The organism is Microbacterium sp. JB110 (genome assembly GCF_003335195.1).
Classification (GTDB): domain Bacteria; phylum Actinomycetota; class Actinomycetes; order Actinomycetales; family Microbacteriaceae; genus Microbacterium.
The window spans coordinates 320,004-337,959 of the sequence record NZ_QPGM01000003.1 but is presented as its reverse complement, the minus strand read 5'-3'; the positions used below and the strand labels follow the sequence as shown (position 1 = coordinate 337,959).

At 67.5% G+C, this 17,956-nt stretch carries 14 protein-coding genes; 3 read left to right on the top strand and 11 right to left on the bottom strand.

What is annotated here, in order from left to right; translation table 11 throughout:
- Window positions 1-71 precede the first annotated feature (71 nt).
- The 4 genes from CIK77_RS07745 to CIK77_RS07730 all read right to left on the bottom strand — a co-directional run bounded on the left by CIK77_RS07745 (window position 72) and on the right by CIK77_RS07730 (window position 5,689).
- The gene (locus CIK77_RS07745; protein WP_249268526.1) at window positions 72-2,444 is read right to left on the bottom strand and encodes a beta-glucosidase family protein; all 2,373 of its coding nucleotides are present in this window, start codon (window positions 2,442-2,444) and stop codon (window positions 72-74) included.
- A gap of 77 nt (window positions 2,445-2,521) precedes the next feature.
- Window positions 2,522-3,400: a carbohydrate ABC transporter permease gene (locus CIK77_RS07740; protein WP_087054298.1), complete on the bottom strand. Its 879-nt coding sequence runs from the start codon at window positions 3,398-3,400 to the stop codon at window positions 2,522-2,524.
- Window positions 3,397-4,401, bottom strand: a complete 1,005-nt coding sequence (locus CIK77_RS07735) for a carbohydrate ABC transporter permease (protein WP_087054299.1) — start codon at window positions 4,399-4,401, stop codon at window positions 3,397-3,399. The genes CIK77_RS07740 and CIK77_RS07735 overlap by 4 nt, the downstream gene beginning before the upstream one ends.
- 7 nt (window positions 4,402-4,408) lie before the next feature.
- Complete coding sequence (locus CIK77_RS07730) at window positions 4,409-5,689, bottom strand: extracellular solute-binding protein (RefSeq protein WP_087054300.1); 1,281 nt, start codon at window positions 5,687-5,689, stop codon at window positions 4,409-4,411.
- 191 nt (window positions 5,690-5,880) lie between these two features.
- On the opposite strand from CIK77_RS07730, the gene CIK77_RS07725 reads away from it, so the two are divergent.
- On the top strand, window positions 5,881-6,912 hold the full coding sequence (locus CIK77_RS07725) for a LacI family DNA-binding transcriptional regulator (RefSeq protein ID WP_087054301.1): 1,032 nt from the start codon (window positions 5,881-5,883) through the stop codon (window positions 6,910-6,912).
- On the opposite strand, the gene CIK77_RS07720 is transcribed toward CIK77_RS07725, so the two are convergent.
- The 6 genes from CIK77_RS07720 to CIK77_RS07695 all read right to left on the bottom strand — a co-directional run bounded on the left by CIK77_RS07720 (window position 6,887) and on the right by CIK77_RS07695 (window position 14,932).
- The gene (locus CIK77_RS07720) at window positions 6,887-8,293 is read right to left on the bottom strand and encodes a GH1 family beta-glucosidase (protein ID WP_170934080.1); all 1,407 of its coding nucleotides are present in this window, start codon (window positions 8,291-8,293) and stop codon (window positions 6,887-6,889) included. The two genes, CIK77_RS07725 and CIK77_RS07720, sit on opposite strands and share 26 nt — an antisense overlap.
- Window positions 8,294-8,325: 32 nt before the next feature.
- Entirely contained in the window at window positions 8,326-10,683 is a 2,358-nt protein-coding gene (gene yicI, locus CIK77_RS07715; protein WP_087054303.1) for an alpha-xylosidase, read from the bottom strand.
- On the bottom strand, window positions 10,683-11,558 hold the full coding sequence (locus CIK77_RS07710; protein ID WP_087054304.1) for a carbohydrate ABC transporter permease: 876 nt from the start codon (window positions 11,556-11,558) through the stop codon (window positions 10,683-10,685). The genes yicI and CIK77_RS07710 overlap by 1 nt, the downstream gene beginning before the upstream one ends.
- Window positions 11,555-12,484 (bottom strand): carbohydrate ABC transporter permease, encoded by a 930-nt coding sequence (locus CIK77_RS07705; RefSeq protein ID WP_087054305.1) that lies wholly within the window; start codon window positions 12,482-12,484, stop codon window positions 11,555-11,557. Before CIK77_RS07705 ends, CIK77_RS07710 begins: the two co-directional genes overlap by 4 nt.
- A 13-nt stretch (window positions 12,485-12,497) precedes the next feature.
- Window positions 12,498-13,784: an ABC transporter substrate-binding protein gene (locus CIK77_RS07700; protein WP_170934081.1), complete on the bottom strand. Its 1,287-nt coding sequence runs from the start codon at window positions 13,782-13,784 to the stop codon at window positions 12,498-12,500.
- 137 nt (window positions 13,785-13,921) lie between these two features.
- A complete protein-coding gene (locus tag CIK77_RS07695) occupies window positions 13,922-14,932 on the bottom strand; it encodes a LacI family DNA-binding transcriptional regulator (RefSeq protein WP_087054306.1) in 1,011 nt (336 codons plus the stop codon).
- Window positions 14,933-15,137: 205 nt separating this feature from the next.
- Between CIK77_RS07695 and xylA the strand changes: the two genes are divergently transcribed.
- Window positions 15,138-16,331 carry a xylose isomerase gene (gene xylA / locus CIK77_RS07690; RefSeq protein WP_087054307.1) on the top strand — a complete coding sequence of 398 codons (1,194 nt, stop codon included), beginning with the start codon at window positions 15,138-15,140 and terminating at the stop codon, window positions 16,329-16,331.
- A 110-nt stretch (window positions 16,332-16,441) separates the two neighbouring features.
- Here xylA and CIK77_RS07685 read toward each other — a convergent pair whose 3' ends face one another.
- Complete coding sequence (locus tag CIK77_RS07685) at window positions 16,442-17,227, bottom strand: SDR family NAD(P)-dependent oxidoreductase (RefSeq protein WP_087054308.1); 786 nt, start codon at window positions 17,225-17,227, stop codon at window positions 16,442-16,444.
- A 153-nt stretch (window positions 17,228-17,380) separates the two neighbouring features.
- On the opposite strand from CIK77_RS07685, the gene CIK77_RS07680 reads away from it, so the two are divergent.
- Window positions 17,381-17,947, top strand: coding sequence for a TetR/AcrR family transcriptional regulator (locus CIK77_RS07680; RefSeq protein ID WP_212647455.1), 567 nt, complete (start codon window positions 17,381-17,383; stop codon window positions 17,945-17,947).
- Window positions 17,948-17,956: the final 9 nt, after the last annotated feature.

Genomic DNA, 17,956 nt, shown 5'->3' with positions numbered 1-17,956 from the left:
CGCTCCTCACGCCCAGCCGTTCGCCCCACACTACCGGGGCGCGGGGCCGGAGCCGGGAGCGGCGCCCGCCTTCACTCCACGCGGACGGAGACGACGCGCGCGTCCTGGGCGCTCACCTCGTGCACCGCTCCCGTGATCGACAGACGCGCGCGCGGCGTCGCCATGCCTGGCAGGTTCCGCGCGCGTGCGGCCCGCTCGTTCCGGATGACGCCGCCGGTCGCCGCATCGGCATCGGCGCCTGCGGGGGCCGCCTCAGCGTGCGAGCCGACCCACACCTCCACGTCGCCAGGCTCCACGATGCGCACCATGCGCCGATCGGAGAACGCCAGGCGCTGCGTCGGCACCTCGAACGTGACGCGGCGCGACGCACCGGCCGCAACGGCGACACGCGCGTAGCCGAGCAGCTGCGCGACGGGCCGCGTGACGGACCCGACGACGTCGCGGCCGTACAGCTGCACGACCTCGACCCCGTCGACGCCCGACGTGTTCTCGACCGTCACGGAAGCTGTGAACGCGCCCCCGGATGCGACCTCGCCGTCGACGACGAGGCCCGAGTATGCGAACGACGCGTAGCCCAGCCCGAACCCGAACGGGCGCACCGGCGTCGGGTCCGTCGAGGTGACGTCGCTCGGCCCGCCCAGCACGGGGCGCAGATACGAGTACGGCTGGGCCCCGGCCGAACGGGGCAGGCTCACGGGCAGACGACCGGATGGCGCGGCCCGTCCCAACAGGATGTCGGCGATCGCGGTGCCGCCCTCCTCACCGGGGAAGAACGCCTGCAGCACGGCCGCCGGCTTCATGCCTGGCCCGTCGAACGCCCACTCGACCGCATACGGCCTGCCGGTGAGCATCACCATGATCACGGGGGTGCCCGTCGCCGTGACGCGCTCGACCAGCTCCCGCTGCACACCCGGCAGGTCGAGCGACTCCACGTCGTTGCCCTCACCGACCGAGCCGCGGCCGAACAGGCCCGCCTGATCCCCGACGACGACGACAGCGACGTCCGCGCCCTCCGCGGCACGCACCGCTTCGTCGATGCGCGACCGGTCGTCCCCGTCGACCTCGCATCCGGCCGCGACCTCGAACTCGACCTCCGGTGCCGCGGCGGCGAGCGCCTCGGCGACGGTGGGGATCTCGAAGCCGTTCTCGTAGCCCGGATGATGGGCGAGCACGTGATTGGCGAACGAGTAGCACCCCTGCAGCGCCTCCGCCCTGTCGGCGTTCGGCCCGATCAGCGCGATTCGCTCGACCGAGCCGGCCAGCGGCAGCGCACCATCGTTCGAGAGCATCACGACCGATTCGGTCGCCAGCCGCCTCGCGATGTCACGATGACGAGGCGTGTCGACGTCGATCTCGGTCGGCACTTCGGCGTCGAACGCATCCGGTTCGAGCAGACCGAGCTCCTCCTTCTGCGTGAGCACGCGCAGCACGGCCCTGTCGACGTACCGCTCGTCGAGTGCGCCTGACGCGACGCGGGCGACGAGCGGCTCGAGGTAGGCGTCGCCCGACGGCAGCTCCACGTCGATGCCCGCCTCGAGCGCCAGCTGGGCTGCTTCGCCGCGGTCGGCCGCAACGGCGTGCATCACCTCGAGGAAGGCCACAGCGAAGTAGTCGGCCACGACGACGCCGTCGAACCCGAGCCCGTCGCGCAGCAGGGTCGTGAGAATCTCCGGCTGCGAAGCCACCGGCACACCGTCGATCTCGGCGTAGCTGTTCATCACGCTCTTGGCGCCGCCGTCACGGATCGCCATCTCGAACGGCGGAACGAACACGTCGGCGACTTCGCGGGGCCCGGCGTGCACGGGCGCATGATTGCGCCCGGCCACCGACCCGGAATAGCCGAGGAAGTGCTTCAGCGTCGCGTGCACGCCGGCCGACTGCATGCCGCGCACGAACGCGGTGCCGATCGTGCCGACGACGTACGGATCCTCAGCGATGCACTCGTCGACGCGCCCCCACCGCGGGTCGCGGATCACGTCGAGCACGGGCGCGAGCCCCTGATGCACCCCGAGTTCGCGCATGGAGTCGCCGATCGCAGAGGCCATCTCCTCGACGAGCTCCGGATCGAACGACGCCCCCCACGCCAGCGGTGTCGGGAAGGTCGCGGCCTTCCACGCGGCCAGCCCCGTCAGGCACTCCTCATGCACGAGCGCGGGGATGCCGAGCCGGGTCTCCCGCACCAGTCGCCGCTGCTCCTCGAGCAGCCATGCGGCACGAGCGGCCGGTTCGACGGGCCGCGTGCCGAATACCCGGGTGTAGTGACCGATGCCGTGCTCGGTGATCGCTGCGAGGGAACGGCTCCGATCGCTCGTGGCCATCTCATCGGCCATCGGGGCGACGACCTCGCCGCCCTGGTCGAGCCAGTAGCCGACGATCTGCGCGGCCTTCTCCTCAAGCGTCATCGAGGCGAGGATTCCCCGCACACGTTCCGAGGCCTCGGGCATCGCCGGCACCTCGGTCTCCTGCACTGTCGTCACGTCCTGAATCCTCTCATTGTGCTTCTTCTCGTCCCGCGCAATCGTCATCCCTTCACCGCTCCCTGCAGCCCGCCGACGATCCGCTTCTCGAACAAGCTGAAGAAGATCAGCGCCGGCACCATCGACAGCGACGTGTACGCGAGCACCCGCGCCGTGTCGACGGAGTACTGCGAAGCGAAGTTCTGCACGCCGAGCGGCAGGGTGAACAGACTGGCGTCGTTCAGGATGAACAGCGGCAGCATGTATCCGTTCCAGGTGGTGACGAACGCGAGGATGCCGACGGTCACGACACCCGGAAGGCTCAGCGGCACCACCATGCGCCAGAAGAAGCCGAGCCTGCCTGCGCCGTCGATCGATGCGGCCTCCTCCAGCTCCTTCGGAATGGCCCTGAGGAACGGCACCAGGATGATGATCGTGGTCGGCAGCGCGAACGCGATCTGCGGCAGGATGATGCCGGCGAGATTGTTGACCAGCCCGAGGCTGCGTACGAGCAGGTACAGCGGTGTGATGGCGACCGTGACGGGGAACATCAGACCGGCGGCGAACAGGGAGTACATCGCTCCCTTGCCGAAGAAGTCGTAGCGGGCGATGACGTAGCTCGCCATCACCCCCAGGAGCACGACGCCCACCGTGGTGCCGACCGCTGAGATCGTCGAGTTGCCCATCGCGACCCAGAACTCGCTGGAGGCGAGCACGTCGGCGTAGTTCGAGAAGACCCACGGCGAGGGGAAGCCGGATGGGTCCTCGGTGATCTGCGCGTTCGTGCGGAAGCCGCCGATGATGATGTAGAGCACGGGACCGATGCAGATCGCGACCAGAATCGTCGCGAGCAGGTAGGTCCAGGGGTTCCCCCACGACTTCTTCGGCCTGTGCGGCGTGCCGTCGGGTCTCAGCGCACGAATGGCGACGGAGGTGGCGGTCATGTCGTCTTCCTTCCGCTCGGCCCGGTGACGGCGCCGGCCGTGTCGCGCCGCAGCACGAAGCGCTGGTAGATCAGGGCGATCACGAGGGAGATGAGGAACAGCAGCACGGCGACGGCGTTTCCGAAGCCGTAGTTGCCTGCGAGGTGGCCGTTCTGGTACATGTACGTCGCCATCGTCGAGGTGCCGGCCGTGGCCGCGATGTACTGGCCCCAGATGATGTTGACCAGGTCGAACAGCTGCAGCGAGCCGATCATCGAAAGGAACGCCCAGATCCGGATGGTGGGGCCCAGCAGCGGAAGCGTGATCCGCCACTGCGTCTGCCAGAAGCCGGCGCCGTCGATCGCGGCGGCTTCGTACAGCTCTGACGGGATCGACTGGAGGCCGGCGAGCATCAGGATCACGGCGAAGCCGATGTACTTCCAGCTGATGATGAGCATCAGCGTGCCCATGGCGACGCTCGGGTCGCTCAGCCACGACTGCTGCATCCACTCGAGCCCGAGCTTGGCCAACATGGAGTTCACCGCGCCGGTGTCCTGCATCATCAGGCTCCAGCCCGTGCCGACGACGACCTCACTGATCACATACGGCACGAAGATGAGCACCCGGATGAGTGTGCGCCCGCGCATCTTCTGGTTCATCAGCAGCGCGAACAGGATCGCCAGCGGCCCCTGCAGGATGAGCGAGGCGACCACGATGAAGAAATTGTGGAACACGGCCTCGCGGAACGTGGCGTCCTGCAGGATCAGCACGTAGTTCTCGAAGCCGACGAAGTCATCGGGGAAGCCGAAGCCCTTCCACCGGAAGAAGCCGTAGAACGCCGCCATCAGCACCGGGAGGATGACGAAGAAGACGAACACGATGATTCCCGGCCCGGCCAGCAGCGTGATCTCGCCGCGCTTGCGCCAGTCGGCGCGGGGCCGCCGCGCCGGGGCCGACGCGATGTCGGCCCCGGCGGCTGGCTCCTCCGATGTGCGCACGGCGTACGTCTCGGGAGAGGTCATAGCTGCCTCAGCCGCGGACTGCGGCCTGCTCGACGGTGTCGAGCAGGCTCTCCGGCGTACCGTCGCCGGCGAGCATCTCGACGACGGCCGTGTTCAGCGCATTTCCGACGTTCTGTCCGAGCAGCGTGTCGAGATAGAGCACGATGTACGACGCCTCGTTGTACGCCTCCATCATCGGCAGCAGCGAAGGGTCGGTCACCGCGGCCTGCGCGTCGCTGGAAGCGGGCACGGCGTTGAACGCGACGGCGTACTTCTCCTGCCATTCCTGCGTCGCAAGGAAGTTGAGGAAGTCCTCGCACGACGACGGCGAATCCGCGGCGCAGGCGTACCCGTCGACTCCGCCCATCATCGCGGTCGGGTCGCCCTCGCCTCCGCTGGTGGCCGGCAGCGGGAACCAGCCGAGGTCGGGCAGCGGCTCGCCGTCAGGCGTGAGGCCGCCGATGACGCCGACGTTCCATCCGCCCATGAGCTCCATGGCCGCCTTGTGGTTCGCGAGCAGGCCAGCCGATGAGCCGGCTCCCTGCTGCGCCGAGGTGGTGAGGAAGCCCTCGTTGAACGGCTCAGTGGCCGCGAACTCCTCCAGATCCTCCGCTGCCTGCAGCCAGCAGCCATCGCTGAAGTCGAGGTCGACCGCGATGTTCTCGATCGTCTCCTGACCGCATGCGCGGAGCGCGAACGAGTAGTACCAGTGCGCGGCCGGCCACGCGTCCTTCGCGCCGAGCGCGATCGGTTCCGTGCCGGAGTCCTTGAGCTTGTCGACGACGTCGTTCAGCTCGTCGAAGGTGGTCGGCGTCGCCTCGACGCCCGCTTCTGCGAAGAGGTCCTGACTGTGGAACACCCCCTCAGGAAGCACGGCGACCGGCACACCGTACACGGCGCCCTCGATCGTGAACGCGCTGAAGGGCGCGTCACCGTAGGCGGCCTTCGTGTCCTCCGAGATCAGGTCGGACAGGTCTTTGACCGCTCCCGCGTCGACGATGTCGGCGAGCTTGCCGCCGCCGCGCGCCATGAACAGATCGGGCATGTCGCCCGAGTTCACCGCCGTCTGCAGCTTGCCGTCCATGTCCTCGTTCTGAATCGACGTGATGTCGATGTGAACACCGGCTTCCTCCTCGAACGCGGCACCGGCTTCCTCCCAGAACGCCTTGCCGTCCCCCGTGGTCGAGTTGTGCCAGAGCTCCAGCGTGTTCCCGTCGGCCTCGCCCGATCCGCCCGCACAGCCCGACAGTGCGAGGGTCGCAGCAGCCGCGGTCGCCACAGCGACGACCCATGTTTTACGCATCTTCATGGCGTTCTCTCCTCATTGAGTGCTGTTTCGCCTTGGTTCCGAGCGACGCGCTGCGCCCGGCGTGACACTGACTCTGGCAGGATGGATGAAGGATGTCAAACGTTATCGATAACGTTTTCTAAACGCGTCGATACGACTTCCACGCCCGCCGGTCCGCCGGGTGGGGCATCGCGACGTACCGTAGGGAGACCATGAGCGCCACGCACACCGCAGGTCGCGGCCGCACGACCATCACAGATGTCGCGCGCGTCGCCGGCGTCTCCGTCGCGACCGTGTCGAAGGTCATCAACGGGCGCGACGGCGTCGCAGCGGCGACGAGCGAGCGCGTCATGCAGATCGTCACGGAGCTCGGCTACGCCAGCTCCCTCGTCGCGACATCGATGCGCGGTAGCCGCACCCACGTCATCGGCGTGCTCGTCGCGGAGTTCGAGCCGTTTGCCCTTCAGCTGCTGCAGGGCGTCTCGGAAGCGCTGTCCGAGACCGCCTACGACGTGCTCGCATACGCGGGCGCCGTCTCGAGCGGTTCCCATCTCGGGTGGGAGAACCGTTCGCTCTCGCGCCTCGGCGGCACACTCATCGACGGGGCGATCGTCGTCACCCCGACCGTGCACCTGCCTGAGACGAACATGCCGATCGTCGCGATCGACCCGCACCGGGGACCTACGGGGCCCGCCACGGTCGACACCGACAACCTGCGAGGCGGCCGCGAGGCGACCGAACACCTCATCTCCCTCGGGCACCGACGCATCGCGCATCTGCGCGGCCGCGGCGATCTCGAATCCGCCCGGCTGCGCGAGCAGGGCTATCGGGAGGCGCTTCGCGCCGCGGGCATCGAAGTCGACCAGACGCTGATCGCCGAGGGAGGGTACCGCCAGCCCGCAGCCGGTGACGGCGCTGCGGCGCTGTTCGATGCCGCCGATCCGCCCACCGCGATCTTCGCCGCGAACGACCTCTCGGCGATCGAGACCATGCGCGTCGCGGCCGAGCGCGGGCTGCGCGTGCCCGACGATGTCTCGATCGTCGGCTTCGACGATGTGCCGGAGGCCGCGGCCGCGACTCCCCCGCTCACCACTGTGCGCCAGCCGCTGGCGGCGATGGGCCGCTCGGCCGTCGACCTGCTCGTGCGCATGATCGACGACGACGCCGAGCCGACGCACATCCGGATGTCGGCAGATCTCGTCGTGCGCGGCTCGACGCTCAGTCGCTCCGGCGGCTCGCGATGAGGCCGGAAAGCCAGCGGGCGCTGTCCTTCACGACGCGTTCGCGCGTGTCGTAGTCGACGCGGACGATCCCGAACCGCTTCGAGAAGCCGTAGCCCCACTCGAAGTTGTCCAGCAGCGACCACACCAGATACCCGCGCAGGTCGACTCCGCGATCCATCGCACGCCTGGCTGCGCCGAAGTGCCGCACGAGGTAGTCGGTGCGGTCCGCGTCGTGCACGCGCTTGCCCTCCGCCGTCTCGACCAGTTCGTCAGCGAACGCCGCTCCGTTCTCGGTGACCATCAGCGGCTGATCGGGGAACTGCTCCGACAGGCTCACCAGCAGGCCCTCCAGCCCGTCAGGAGCGATGTTCCACCCCATGTCGGTGTACGGCCCGTCCTGCGGCAGGAACTCGATGCTCTCACCACCCGGCCACGGCGATCCGCCGACGTCCTTGTGTCCGTCGTTGCGCACGCGCTCTCCGACGCCGTCCCAGGTGCGCACCGTCACGGTCGAGTAGTAGTTGACGCCGAGCACGTCGATCGGCTGGTGGATCGTCTCGAGGTCGCCGTCGCGCACGAACGACCAGTCAGTCACCGCCGCCGTGTCGGCGAGCAGATCGTCGTCGTATCGACCGCGCAGCATCGGGCTCGTGAACGCGCGGTTCGCGAGCGCGTCCACACGGCGCGCGGCGTCAGCCTCGCCGCGCGGGACGTGGAAGTTCAGCGTCACCGAGACATCCGGATCATTCGTCGCCGCGCGCCGGATCTCGGGCACGGCGAGACCATGCGCGAGGTTGAGATGGTGCACGGCGGCGAGCGAATCGGCGCCATCGGTGCGGCCGGGAGCATGCGCTCCCGATCCGTAGCCGAGGTATGCGGAGCACCACGGCTCATTCAGCGTGGTCCAGGTGTGCACTCGGTCGCCGAGTGCCTCGACGGTGCGCGCCGCGTACTCGACGAAGCGTTCGGCCGTCTCCCGCACAGGCCAGCCGCCCGCGTCCTCGAGCTCCTGCGGCAGGTCCCAGTGATAGAGGGTGGCGATCGGCCGGATGCCGCGGGCGAGCAGCCCGTCGACCAGGCGGGAGTAGAAGTCGACGCCCTCCTGGTTCACCACCGAGCCGCCGTGCGGCAGGACGCGCGACCACGAGATCGAGAACCGGTAGGCCTCGAGCCCGAGACCGGCCATCATGTCGAGGTCGGGCTCGAGCAGGTGATAGTGATCGCACGCGACGTCGCCGTTGTCGTCGTTCCAGATGTTGCCTGGCGTGCGACTGAACGTGTCCCAGATCGACGGGGTGCGCCCGCCCTCGGCCGCCGCCCCCTCCACCTGGTACGACGCGGTCGCCGACCCGATCACGAATCCCGGCGGGAACTCGAGCGGCACGCTTCGGTAGTCGGTCATGTGTGTGGTCTGCTCAGCTGTCACGGTTCTCATCATGCCTGCTTCCCTTCGATCCCGAGTTCGGCGCGCCCCTCGGTTGCCTCTGCATGCCGCCCGCCGGCATCCTCGATCCGGAACCGTTCGAGGTCATCGCTGAGCGCCACGACGCTGCCGTTGTCGCGCTCGATGCGGACCCGCGCCGTGCGGCCATCCGGAGCCGTCACCTCGATCTCCCTCGCGCCGTCTCCGGGCGCGACGAACAGACGCAGCCCGTCGAGGTAGTCGTAGTCGGCCGATTCGTCGTGACCTCCGAGGGGCACAACCGCCCCGGACCGCACGTACAGCGGGATACTGTCGAAGTCATGCGTCTCACGGCGCCAGCGCCCGCCCGACACGGTCTCCCCGGTGAGCAGGCTCGTCCACTCTCCGTCCGGCAGGTAGAACTCCGCCTCTCCGTGGGCGGAGAACACCGGGGCGACCAGCAGGTCGGGGCCGAGCATGTACTGGCGGTCGAGGTGCGAGACGGCCGGGTCGTCGGGGAACGCCAGCGCCATCGGACGCATCACTGGCGTGCCGGTGACGTGCGCCTCCCTGCCCGCGGCGAAGAGGTATGGCATCAGCGATGCCTTGAGCCGCGCGAAGCGGCGAGCCACCGACACGGCACTCTGCGGATCGCTCTCGTCTCGACCCTCCGCCTCGTCGAACAGCCACGGCACGCGGTAGCTGCCCGATCCGTGCAGCCTGCTGTGACTCGACAGCAGGCCGAAGGCGAGCCAGCGCTTGAAGACGCCGGCATCCGGCATCCCCTCGAACCCGCCGATGTCGTGGCTCCAGAAGGCGAACCCGCTCATCGCGAGCGACAGGCCGCCGCGCAGGGTCTCCGCCATCGACTCGAAGGTCGACGTGTTGTCGCCGCCCCAGTGCACGGGCATCCGCTGCCCGCCGGCCGTCGCCGACCGTGCGAACAGCACGGCGTCGCCCTCGCCTCGCTCCTGCTCGAGCACTTCGAACACCGCCTGGTTGTACAGGTGGGTGTAGCGGTTGTGCATCGCGGCGGCGTCGCTGCCGTCGAAGTAGACGACGTCGGTCGGGATCCGCTCACCGAAGTCGGTCTTGAAGCAGTCGACCCCTTGGCGCGTGAGGCGGCGCAGGTGCTCCTGATACCACCGGGTCGCGTCGGGATTCGTGAAGTCGACGAGTGCCATTCCCGCCTGCCACATGTCCCACTGCCAGACGGATCCGTCCGCTCTCCTGACCAGGTAGCCGTTCTCGACCCCCTCCGCGAACAGCGGCGAGCGCTGCGCGATGTACGGGTTGATCCACGCGCTCACGCGCAGACCGCGCTCGTGCAGGCGCTCGAGCATGCCATCCGGATCGGGGAAGACGCGCGGATCCCACTCGAAGTCGCACCAGTTGAACTCGCGCATCCAGAAGCAGTCGAAATGGAACACGTCGAGCGGGATGTCGCGGTCGCGCATGCCGTCGAGGAATGCGTTCACGGTCTGCTCGTCGTAGTCGGTTGTGAAGCTCGTCGACAGCCAGAGCCCGTACGACCACGCCGGCACCTCCGGCGGGCGGCCGGTGAGCGAGGTGTACCGGTCGAGCACCTCGGTCGGGGTCGGCCCTGCGATGACGAAGTACTCCAGCTGTTCGCCCGCGACGGAGAACTGCACCCGCTCGACCGTCTCCGAGCCGACCTCGTAGGAGACGTGACCGGTGTCGTTGACGAGCACGCCGAATCCGCGATTGCTGAGATGGAACGGGATGTTCTTGTACGCCTGCTCGCTCGACGTGCCGCCGTCGGCGTTCCAGATCTCAACGGTCTGGCCGTTCTTGACGAACGGACCGAACCTCTCGCCGAGCCCGTAGACGACCTCGCCGACACCGAGCGAGAGCTGCTCGTGGATGTACGTGCCGTGCCGGGGCGTCGGCGTGCCGCCCCGCGCATTCCCCACGATGCCGCGGTCGACGGCCGCATCCTCGGCGAGGCGCATGAACCCGAGCGAGCGTTCGCCGCTCGAGGTGAGCACCCGCCCCGTCACGGTGTCGCGGAACTCCAGCGACCACTCGTGCCCGCGGCGCACGACCGCCGTGATCGGGCCGCTCACCAGACGTCCCTCGTCTCCGTCGAGCGTCGCCTCACCGCATTCGGAGGCGCCGACGAGGTCGAAGCCCTGCGGCACGCGCCCTCCGGTGTGGTGGGCGATGCGCACGCCGATCACGCCTTCGTGCGGCGAATGCAGCGAGACTGTGAGCGTCGGACGGTTGAGGGTGTCTCCCCTGTCGGCGATGACCTTGGTCGGAACCGTCGCCACGAGGCCGCGTCCTGAGACGGCGAGGTCGTAGACCTCACGTCCGTAGAGCGGGTCGACGCCGGGCCTGACCTGCCAGAATCCGTCGGTGAACTTCATTACTTGACTGCTCCTGCCGTGATGCCGCGAGAAAGCGTGCGCTGGAAGATGAGGAAGAAGATGAGCGTCGGGAGCAGACCCAGCAGTGCCGAGGCGCTCGTGGTGGTGACGTCCATCAGCCGGTCGCCCTGCAGCACGCTGATCGCGACAGGGACCGTCTGGTTCTCCCCCGAGATGAGGAAGGTGAGCGGGATGAGGAACTCGTTCCACGTCCAGATGAAGAAGAACACCATCAGCACGCCGAGGGTCGGTCGGCTCACGGGAACGATGACCCGCCACAGCGTTCGCCAGCGCCCTGCCCCATCGAGTGCGGCCGCCTCGATGATCTCCTTCGGGAATGTGCCGAAGACACTCGCGAGCAGGTACGTGCCGAAAGCGCTCTGGATGACGACGAAGGTGATGATCACGGACCAGACGTTGTCGTAGAGACCCACCGCGCGGAAGATCGTGTACAGGGGGTAGAGGAGCACCTCCTGCGGCAGCATGTTCGCCAGCAGGAAGACGAGGATGAGCGGCACGCGCCCTCGCACCCTTCCGATGCCGATCGCGTATGCGTTGAGCACGGACACGACGACGGCGACCACGGCGACGACGCCGGATATGAAGAAGCTGTTCCACAGCTTCTGGGGGAAGTTCACCCGATCCCAGAAGGCAGCGATCCCGTCGACGTAGAACGACGTCGGCAGCTGCAACGGGCCGCCCGTCGCGTAGTCCTCGGGCGACTTGAACGCGTTGATGAGGATGACGACGAACGGGAACAGCACGATGGCCGCGAGGATGACGACGCACCCGAGCACGATCCAATCCGTCGGAGTGCGGCGACGACGGTTGCGGCGCTTGGGCGATCCGGTGATGATCGCGGTGGTGGCGCTCATCGCGCTGCCTCCTTCCGCTCCGCGCGATTCTGTGCCGACACGAACACGATCGACACGAGCAGGATGACGATCGTCAGGGCGGTCGCGATCGCCGCACCGTATCCGACCTGCTGACTCTGGAAGAACTGACTGTACGAGTAGTAGCTCGGCACGATCGTGGCGAAGTTCGGCCCGCCACCCGTGAGGGCGTAGACGGGACCGAAGACCTTCAGCGCCGCGATCGTGCAGGTGAGCGCCACGACGAACATCTCCGGACGGATCATCGGCATGGTGATCGCCGCGAACCGCCTGAACCATCCGGCCCCGTCGATCTCGGCCGCCTCGTACAGCTCGGGATCGACGCGCTGCAGCGCCGCCATGAAGATGACGACCGGGTAGCCGACCTGGATCCACACGAGCACCGCCATGATGCTGACGAGCGCCGTGTCGGGTGATCCCAGCCAGTTGCTCGCCAGATGCCCGAGTCCGATCGACTCGAGGATCGTGTTGAGCGCGCCGTTCTCCGGACGCAGAATCCATCCGATCACGATCGCGGCGATGACGGACGGCAGAATCTGCGGCAGGTAGTACGTCGCTCGTAGGAACGATGCGAGCCTTCCGCCGAACTTGCGCCCGATGACGTCGAACAGCGCGGCCGCGACGACGAGACCGATCAGCGTCGGCGCGATCACCATCGCGAGGATCATCGCCACGCTGTTGCGGAACGACAGCCAGAACCGTTCGTCGCCGATCAGCGTGACCCAGTTGTCCAGTCCCGACCATGTCGGCGCGACGATGCCGCGGTAGTCGGTGAAGCTCAGGTACACGTTCCATCCGAGCGGCACGAGGACGATCAGGGTCAGCAGTGCCGCACCCGGGAGCAGATACCACCAGTAGCTGCGTCCCGACAGGAACGGGACCAACGACCCGCTGTGGGAGGTGCTCATGCGCCGCGCCCGATCAGTTCGCGACGGCGGGCAGGCCCGCCTCATAGTCGGAGCCGATCTGCGTGTTCATCTCGTCGGTCGAGAGCGTCCCGTTGAGCAGACCCTGCAGGCCGGCGTTGAGCTCGTCGTAGAAGGTCGGCGTCGGCCAGTCGGGGTAGAACCCGAGCCCGTCCCTGTCGAGCAGCGTGTTGAAGTTCTCGATCAGACGCGCATTCGCCTCGTTCTCGACATCCGAGGCGTCTGCCGCAACAGGCACGCCGCCGTTCTCACCCATGATCGCCTGGATCTCGGGGCGCAGCGTGATGTCGATGAACTGCTCAGCGAGCTCCGGATCGCCCGACGTCGTCGGGATGACCCAGAGGTTGCCAGACGAGCCGGGCGACATCTCAGCGCCGGGGAACAGGAAGGTCGACCAGTCATGCTGAGCCTCGTCGAGGAACCGACCGAACCACCAGCTGCCGGAGAAGAACATCGGGTAGGTGCCGGAGATGAAGCCCGTTCCGGCGTCCTCCGCGGCCAGGCCCGTCGCGTCGGAGGAGATGTACCCCTCGTCGACCCAGTCGGCGACGGTCTCGGTCGCGCTCGTCACCTCGGGCCCCGAGAAGTCGACGGGGTTGTCGTAGACCTGGTAGTCGTCGACCCACTGCCTGTCGGCCTGCGCGAGCGCGAGCTGGTACCAGAGCTGGCCGAGCGGATACTCTCCTGCGGCTTCCGCGAGCGGGGTGACGCCCTCATCGACGAAGACCTGCATGACCTGCTCGAGCTCATCGAAGGTGGTGGGCACCTCGAGCCCGTACTCGTCGAACATCTCCTCGTTGTAGTAGAACTGCACGTACTCTCCGTACGTCGGAACGCCGTACCAGCTGCCGGAGCCCATCACCCCGTCTTCGTCGTAGCGCGCCGTCGTCTGCAACGACGGCGCGAGCACGTCGTCCCACCCGTATTCGCTGACTGCGTCGTCCAGGGGAGCGAGGAGTCCCTGGCTCGCAAGCAGCCCCGCCGTTGCGTTGCCCTTGTTGTACTCCAGCAGGTCGGGGGCCTCGTCTGAGTTCAGCACCTGGCTTGCCGTCTGGCGGATCTGCTCGAAGCTTCGCTCCTCGAACTCCACGGTCGCCCCGGTCTCCTCCTCGAAGACCTCGATGGCGCGGTCCCACGCGATGCCCATTGCGGAGTTGGACCCCTCGTAGTGCCACAGCGTGAGCGTGTTGTCGGACTCCTGCTCGGCCGGGCCGCAGCTGGCGAGCATCGCAGTCCCGAGAGCCGCGGCCCCGGTCACAGCGATGATGCGTCGGATGTTCATCTTCTACCTCCTTGTAGTGGGGCACTGCCCCCGAGATGGTGCGGCCGATCGACCGTTGATGTGATGGAAAGCGATTGGGTGGCGTCGTGATGGAATCGAAGCGCTTCGATAAAAGGCATTCGAGTGTCGTGCTGCGCTCAGCTGCTCACGCGGTTCACGGACCCCCGATCGACGTACTCCGGTTCGATCAGAAGCGGGTCACCCGCGATCGCGCCCCGGTCTGCGGCCAGCGCCGACTCGACGGCGACACGGCAGACTCGCTCGAGCGGAAGCGTCACCCCGCTCAGCGGCACGTCGAACCCACCCGGGTCATAGCTGGCTGCGGCCGCGACGAGCGACATGTCCTTCGGCACATCGACGCCGCGCTCCGCTAGCCGCCGCACCGCGTCTTCGACGACGGGTTCGTTGCAGTGGAAGATGATGGCCGACACGTCCTCGCCGCCGTCGAGCAGCGCGTCGACGGCGCGAGCGCCCGATCCGCGCCCCAACTCCGCCCACGTGCGCACGATGCGCACTCCGCGCGCGTCGGCCGCTGCGGTGAGCCCGTCTTCGAAACGGGTCATGAAGCCCTGCCGTCGTTCGACATAGCCGTGCGGATGTCCGATCACGCCGATTGTGCGGTGACCTTCGTCAGCGAGGCGAGCGACGACAACGGATGCCGTGGCCGCGAAATCGAGGTCGACGCACGCGAGTCCCTCGGCACCGTCGGGGATTCCGATGAACGACGACGACACTCCGAGCTCGCGCACGAGGCCCACTCGGTCATCGTGCTCCGAGACCCCCATCGCCACGACGCCGTCGACCAGCGAGCTGGCCGCCACCCGTTGGATGCCGCTGATCTCGTCGTCAGTCGCGAGCAGGAGCACGTCGTAGTCGTACTCACGGGCGGTCTGCACGACGGCACTGACGAAGCGCATGTGGGTCGGGAGGTGGCCGTCGTCGTGCAAGGGGGCACTGAGGGCGAGAATGTTCGTCTTCGCTCCGGCGAGCATCCTTGCCCCGGCGTGCGCACGGTAGCCGAGCTCACGGATCGCTCCATCGATGCGGCTCTTCGTCTCGCCCGAGATCGTTCGCTTACCCGACAGCGCGTACGAGACGGTGCTGATGGAGACGCCCGCAGCCTTGGCCACGTCGTTGATGGTCACCATTTCTCACCCGTTTGTCTAAGCGCTTCGACGATCGTCCCGGCGAGCGTAGCGCGAGTCGCGGCGGACCACAACCCTTTTCGCTGGAGCGACAACAAATCGCTCGCCGCACCCACCTTTCGCATGCTCGAACGCGTTGCGCCACCCCTCCACAAGTGATAAGTTCGTGTCCACAACATTTCACCGACGACGCTGAAGGGCACACCCCATGACACTCACCCCCACCAAGGCCGACAAGTTCTCGTTCGGTCTGTGGACCATCGGCTACAACGGCGCCGACCCGTTCGGCGGCCCGACCCGCAGCGCGCTCGACGTCGTGCACGGGGTCGAGAAGCTCGCCGAAGCGGGAGCGTACGGGCTGACGTTCCACGACGACGATCTGTTCGCCTTCGGCTCCACTGACGCCGAGCGTCAGAAGCAGATCGACCGCCTGAAGCAGGCGATGGCCGACACCGGCATCGTCGTGCCGATGGTCACCACCAACCTGTTCAGCGCCCCCGTCTTCAAGGACGGCGGCTTCACCTCCAACGACCGCGACGTGCGACGCTTCGCGCTGCGCAAGGTGCTCCGCAACGTCGATCTCGCCGCAGAACTCGGCGCAAAGACCTTCGTGATGTGGGGCGGCCGCGAGGGTGCTGAGTACGACACCGCCAAGGACGTGCAGGCCGCCCTCTCCCGCTACCGCGAGGCCGTGAACCTGCTCGGCGACTACGTCACCGACAAGGGATACGACATCCGGTTCGCCATCGAGCCGAAGCCGAACGAGCCCCGCGGCGACATCCTGCTGCCCACCCTCGGCCACGCACTGGCGTTCATCGAGTCGCTCGAGCGGCCCGAGCTCGTCGGCGTGAACCCCGAGGTCGGTCACGAGCAGATGGCCGGCCTGAACTTCACCGCCGGCATCGCGCAGGCGCTCTACCACGGCAAGCTGTTCCACATCGACCTGAACGGCCAGCGCAGCATCAAGTACGACCAGGACCTCGTCTTCGGTCACGGCGACCTGCACAACGCCTTCTCGCTGGTCGACCTGCTCGAGCACGGTGCGCCGGAGGGCGGCCAGGCCTACACCGGCCCCCGCCACTTCGACTACAAGCCGAGCCGCACCGAAGACGAACAGGGCGTGTGGGACTCGGTCTCGGCGAACATGCAGACCTACCTGCTGCTGAAGGAGCGCGCGCAGGCCTTCCGCGCCGACCCCGAGGTGCAGGAGGCGCTCGCCACCGCCAAGGTCGCCGAGCTGCGCACCCCGACGCTGAACGAGGGCGAGAGCTACGACGACCTGCTCGCCGACCGCCGCGCGTACGAGGACTTCGACGCGAACGCCTATCTCGACGGCAAGGGCTTCGGCTTCGTGCGACTGCAGCAGCTCGCCACCGAGCACCTGCTCGGCGCACGCTCGTAACGCGACGCCTTCAGCGGCCCCGCCGCACCTCCGGGTGCGGCGGGGCCGCTTCGCGCGCCCTGGGACTTCCTCGACTCGCCGCAAGAACCTTCGTCCGTCGCCTTCCGACGCTAGACGGCCTTCGAGACGCCGCCGTCGACGACCCAGTTGGCGCCGTGGACGCTGTCCCCGAGCGGTGAGACGAGGTAGGCGATCGCGGTCGCGATCTCACGCGGCTCGATGAAACGGCCGGTGATCATTCCCATCTGTGAGGGCAGAGCCGCGATCAGTTCCTGCTGCGTGACGCTCATCGCCTGCGCGAGGTCGGCACCGAAGCTCTGCTCCCCCTCCCACAGCTGCGTGCGAGTGGAGGATGGCGTCACAGTGTTGAACCGCACACCCTGGGGGCCGAACTCCTCGGACAGCCCCTTCGTGACGGCGTTGAGCGCGGCCTTTGCGGCACCATACGGCAACGGGGCCGTCTGAGGTCGGCGCGCGCTGTCTGAGGAGACGTTCACCACCGCCCCTCGCGAAGCCAGAAGCGCGGGCAGAGCAGCGCGGGTCGTACGAACTGCCGCGTGGAGGTTGAGTTCGATGGTGGATGCCCAGGCGGCATCATCGAAATCGAGGAAGCCCGCACCAGGTGCACCTGCGTCGCCACCGCCGACGTTGTTGACCAGAATGTCGAGCCCGCCCACGGCGTCGAGTGCCTCAGCCACGACCCGAGCAGGAGCATCTGGCTGGGACAGATCACCGACGAGCGCAGTCGCGCCGGTCTCTGCAAGTTCTCGTGTCACCGTTCGCGAGACGGCTACCACGGTCACGCCCTCCTCCTGCAGCACGCGCACCACCTCCAATCCCATTCCTTTGCTGGCGCCGGTTACGAGAGCTGTCTTGCCGGAGATATGAAGGTCCATCGTGGTGCTCCTTAGGTTGAGTCGGGCATATGCCACCGTTAACTGAAACATCAGTGTTGCAGTTAAGTCAAGAAACAGGACTGTAGAATCTCCTGTATGTCAGCGCTCCCGCATAGACCCGCGCGTCCGCTCCGAGCCGACGCCGAGAGGTCGATGGCTCGCATCCTCGAGGCGGCGGAACGCGTCTTCGCCACGGATCCCTTCGCGAGCATGGAGGAGATCGCCACGGCGGCCGGCGTCGCTCGCACAACCGTGCACAGGCGCTTCTCCTCCCGCGACGAGCTGCGAGACGCGCTCGTCTCAGTGATCAACGCGAAGCTGCGTGAGGCGTTCGCCAGCGCGCACGTGGAGACCGCTCCCCCTCTCGTCGCCCTCTACCAGCTGACGATGACGACGCTCGATCTCAAAGCGGACTGGCGCGCGGCCTGGCAGCTCGTCGACGAGGGAACCCAAGGCATCGACGCCGACATCATCGCCGAGCTCGACGCCCTCTTGCAGCGCTCGCGCGACACGGGACTCCTGCGCCGGAATGTCGACATCCCCTGGATGCGGAGCATCTACATGGCCTTGATCCACGAGGCAGCAACAGCCAGAGACGACGACGACTCGGCATCCGGATGGGCCCGCCTCATCATGCAGACCCTCCTCAGCGGCATCGGCGACGAAGAGCACGACCTCGAACGCCTCCTCGCCGACACGAGAGATCACACCCAGGAATAGCGCATCTCG

Excerpts from the sequence above, each read along its gene's own strand:
- CIK77_RS07745 (WP_249268526.1), bottom strand. The coding sequence starts at position 2,444 with ATGCCCGAGGCCTCGGAACGTGTGCGGGGAATCCTCGCCTCGATGACG.
- CIK77_RS07740 (WP_087054298.1), bottom strand. The coding sequence starts at position 3,400 with ATGACCGCCACCTCCGTCGCCATTCGTGCGCTGAGACCCGACGGCACG.
- CIK77_RS07735 (WP_087054299.1), bottom strand. The coding sequence starts at position 4,401 with ATGACCTCTCCCGAGACGTACGCCGTGCGCACATCGGAGGAGCCAGCC.
- CIK77_RS07730 (WP_087054300.1), bottom strand. The coding sequence starts at position 5,689 with ATGAAGATGCGTAAAACATGGGTCGTCGCTGTGGCGACCGCGGCTGCT.
- CIK77_RS07725 (WP_087054301.1), top strand. The coding sequence starts at position 5,881 with ATGAGCGCCACGCACACCGCAGGTCGCGGCCGCACGACCATCACAGAT.
- CIK77_RS07720 (WP_170934080.1), bottom strand. The coding sequence starts at position 8,293 with ATGACCGACTACCGAAGCGTGCCGCTCGAGTTCCCGCCGGGATTCGTG.
- yicI (WP_087054303.1), bottom strand. The coding sequence starts at position 10,683 with ATGAAGTTCACCGACGGATTCTGGCAGGTCAGGCCCGGCGTCGACCCG.
- CIK77_RS07710 (WP_087054304.1), bottom strand. The coding sequence starts at position 11,558 with ATGAGCGCCACCACCGCGATCATCACCGGATCGCCCAAGCGCCGCAAC.
- CIK77_RS07705 (WP_087054305.1), bottom strand. The coding sequence starts at position 12,484 with ATGAGCACCTCCCACAGCGGGTCGTTGGTCCCGTTCCTGTCGGGACGC.
- CIK77_RS07700 (WP_170934081.1), bottom strand. The coding sequence starts at position 13,784 with ATGAACATCCGACGCATCATCGCTGTGACCGGGGCCGCGGCTCTCGGG.
- CIK77_RS07695 (WP_087054306.1), bottom strand. The coding sequence starts at position 14,932 with ATGGTGACCATCAACGACGTGGCCAAGGCTGCGGGCGTCTCCATCAGC.
- xylA (WP_087054307.1), top strand. The coding sequence starts at position 15,138 with ATGACACTCACCCCCACCAAGGCCGACAAGTTCTCGTTCGGTCTGTGG.
- CIK77_RS07685 (WP_087054308.1), bottom strand. The coding sequence starts at position 17,227 with ATGGACCTTCATATCTCCGGCAAGACAGCTCTCGTAACCGGCGCCAGC.
- CIK77_RS07680 (WP_212647455.1), top strand. The coding sequence starts at position 17,381 with ATGGCTCGCATCCTCGAGGCGGCGGAACGCGTCTTCGCCACGGATCCC.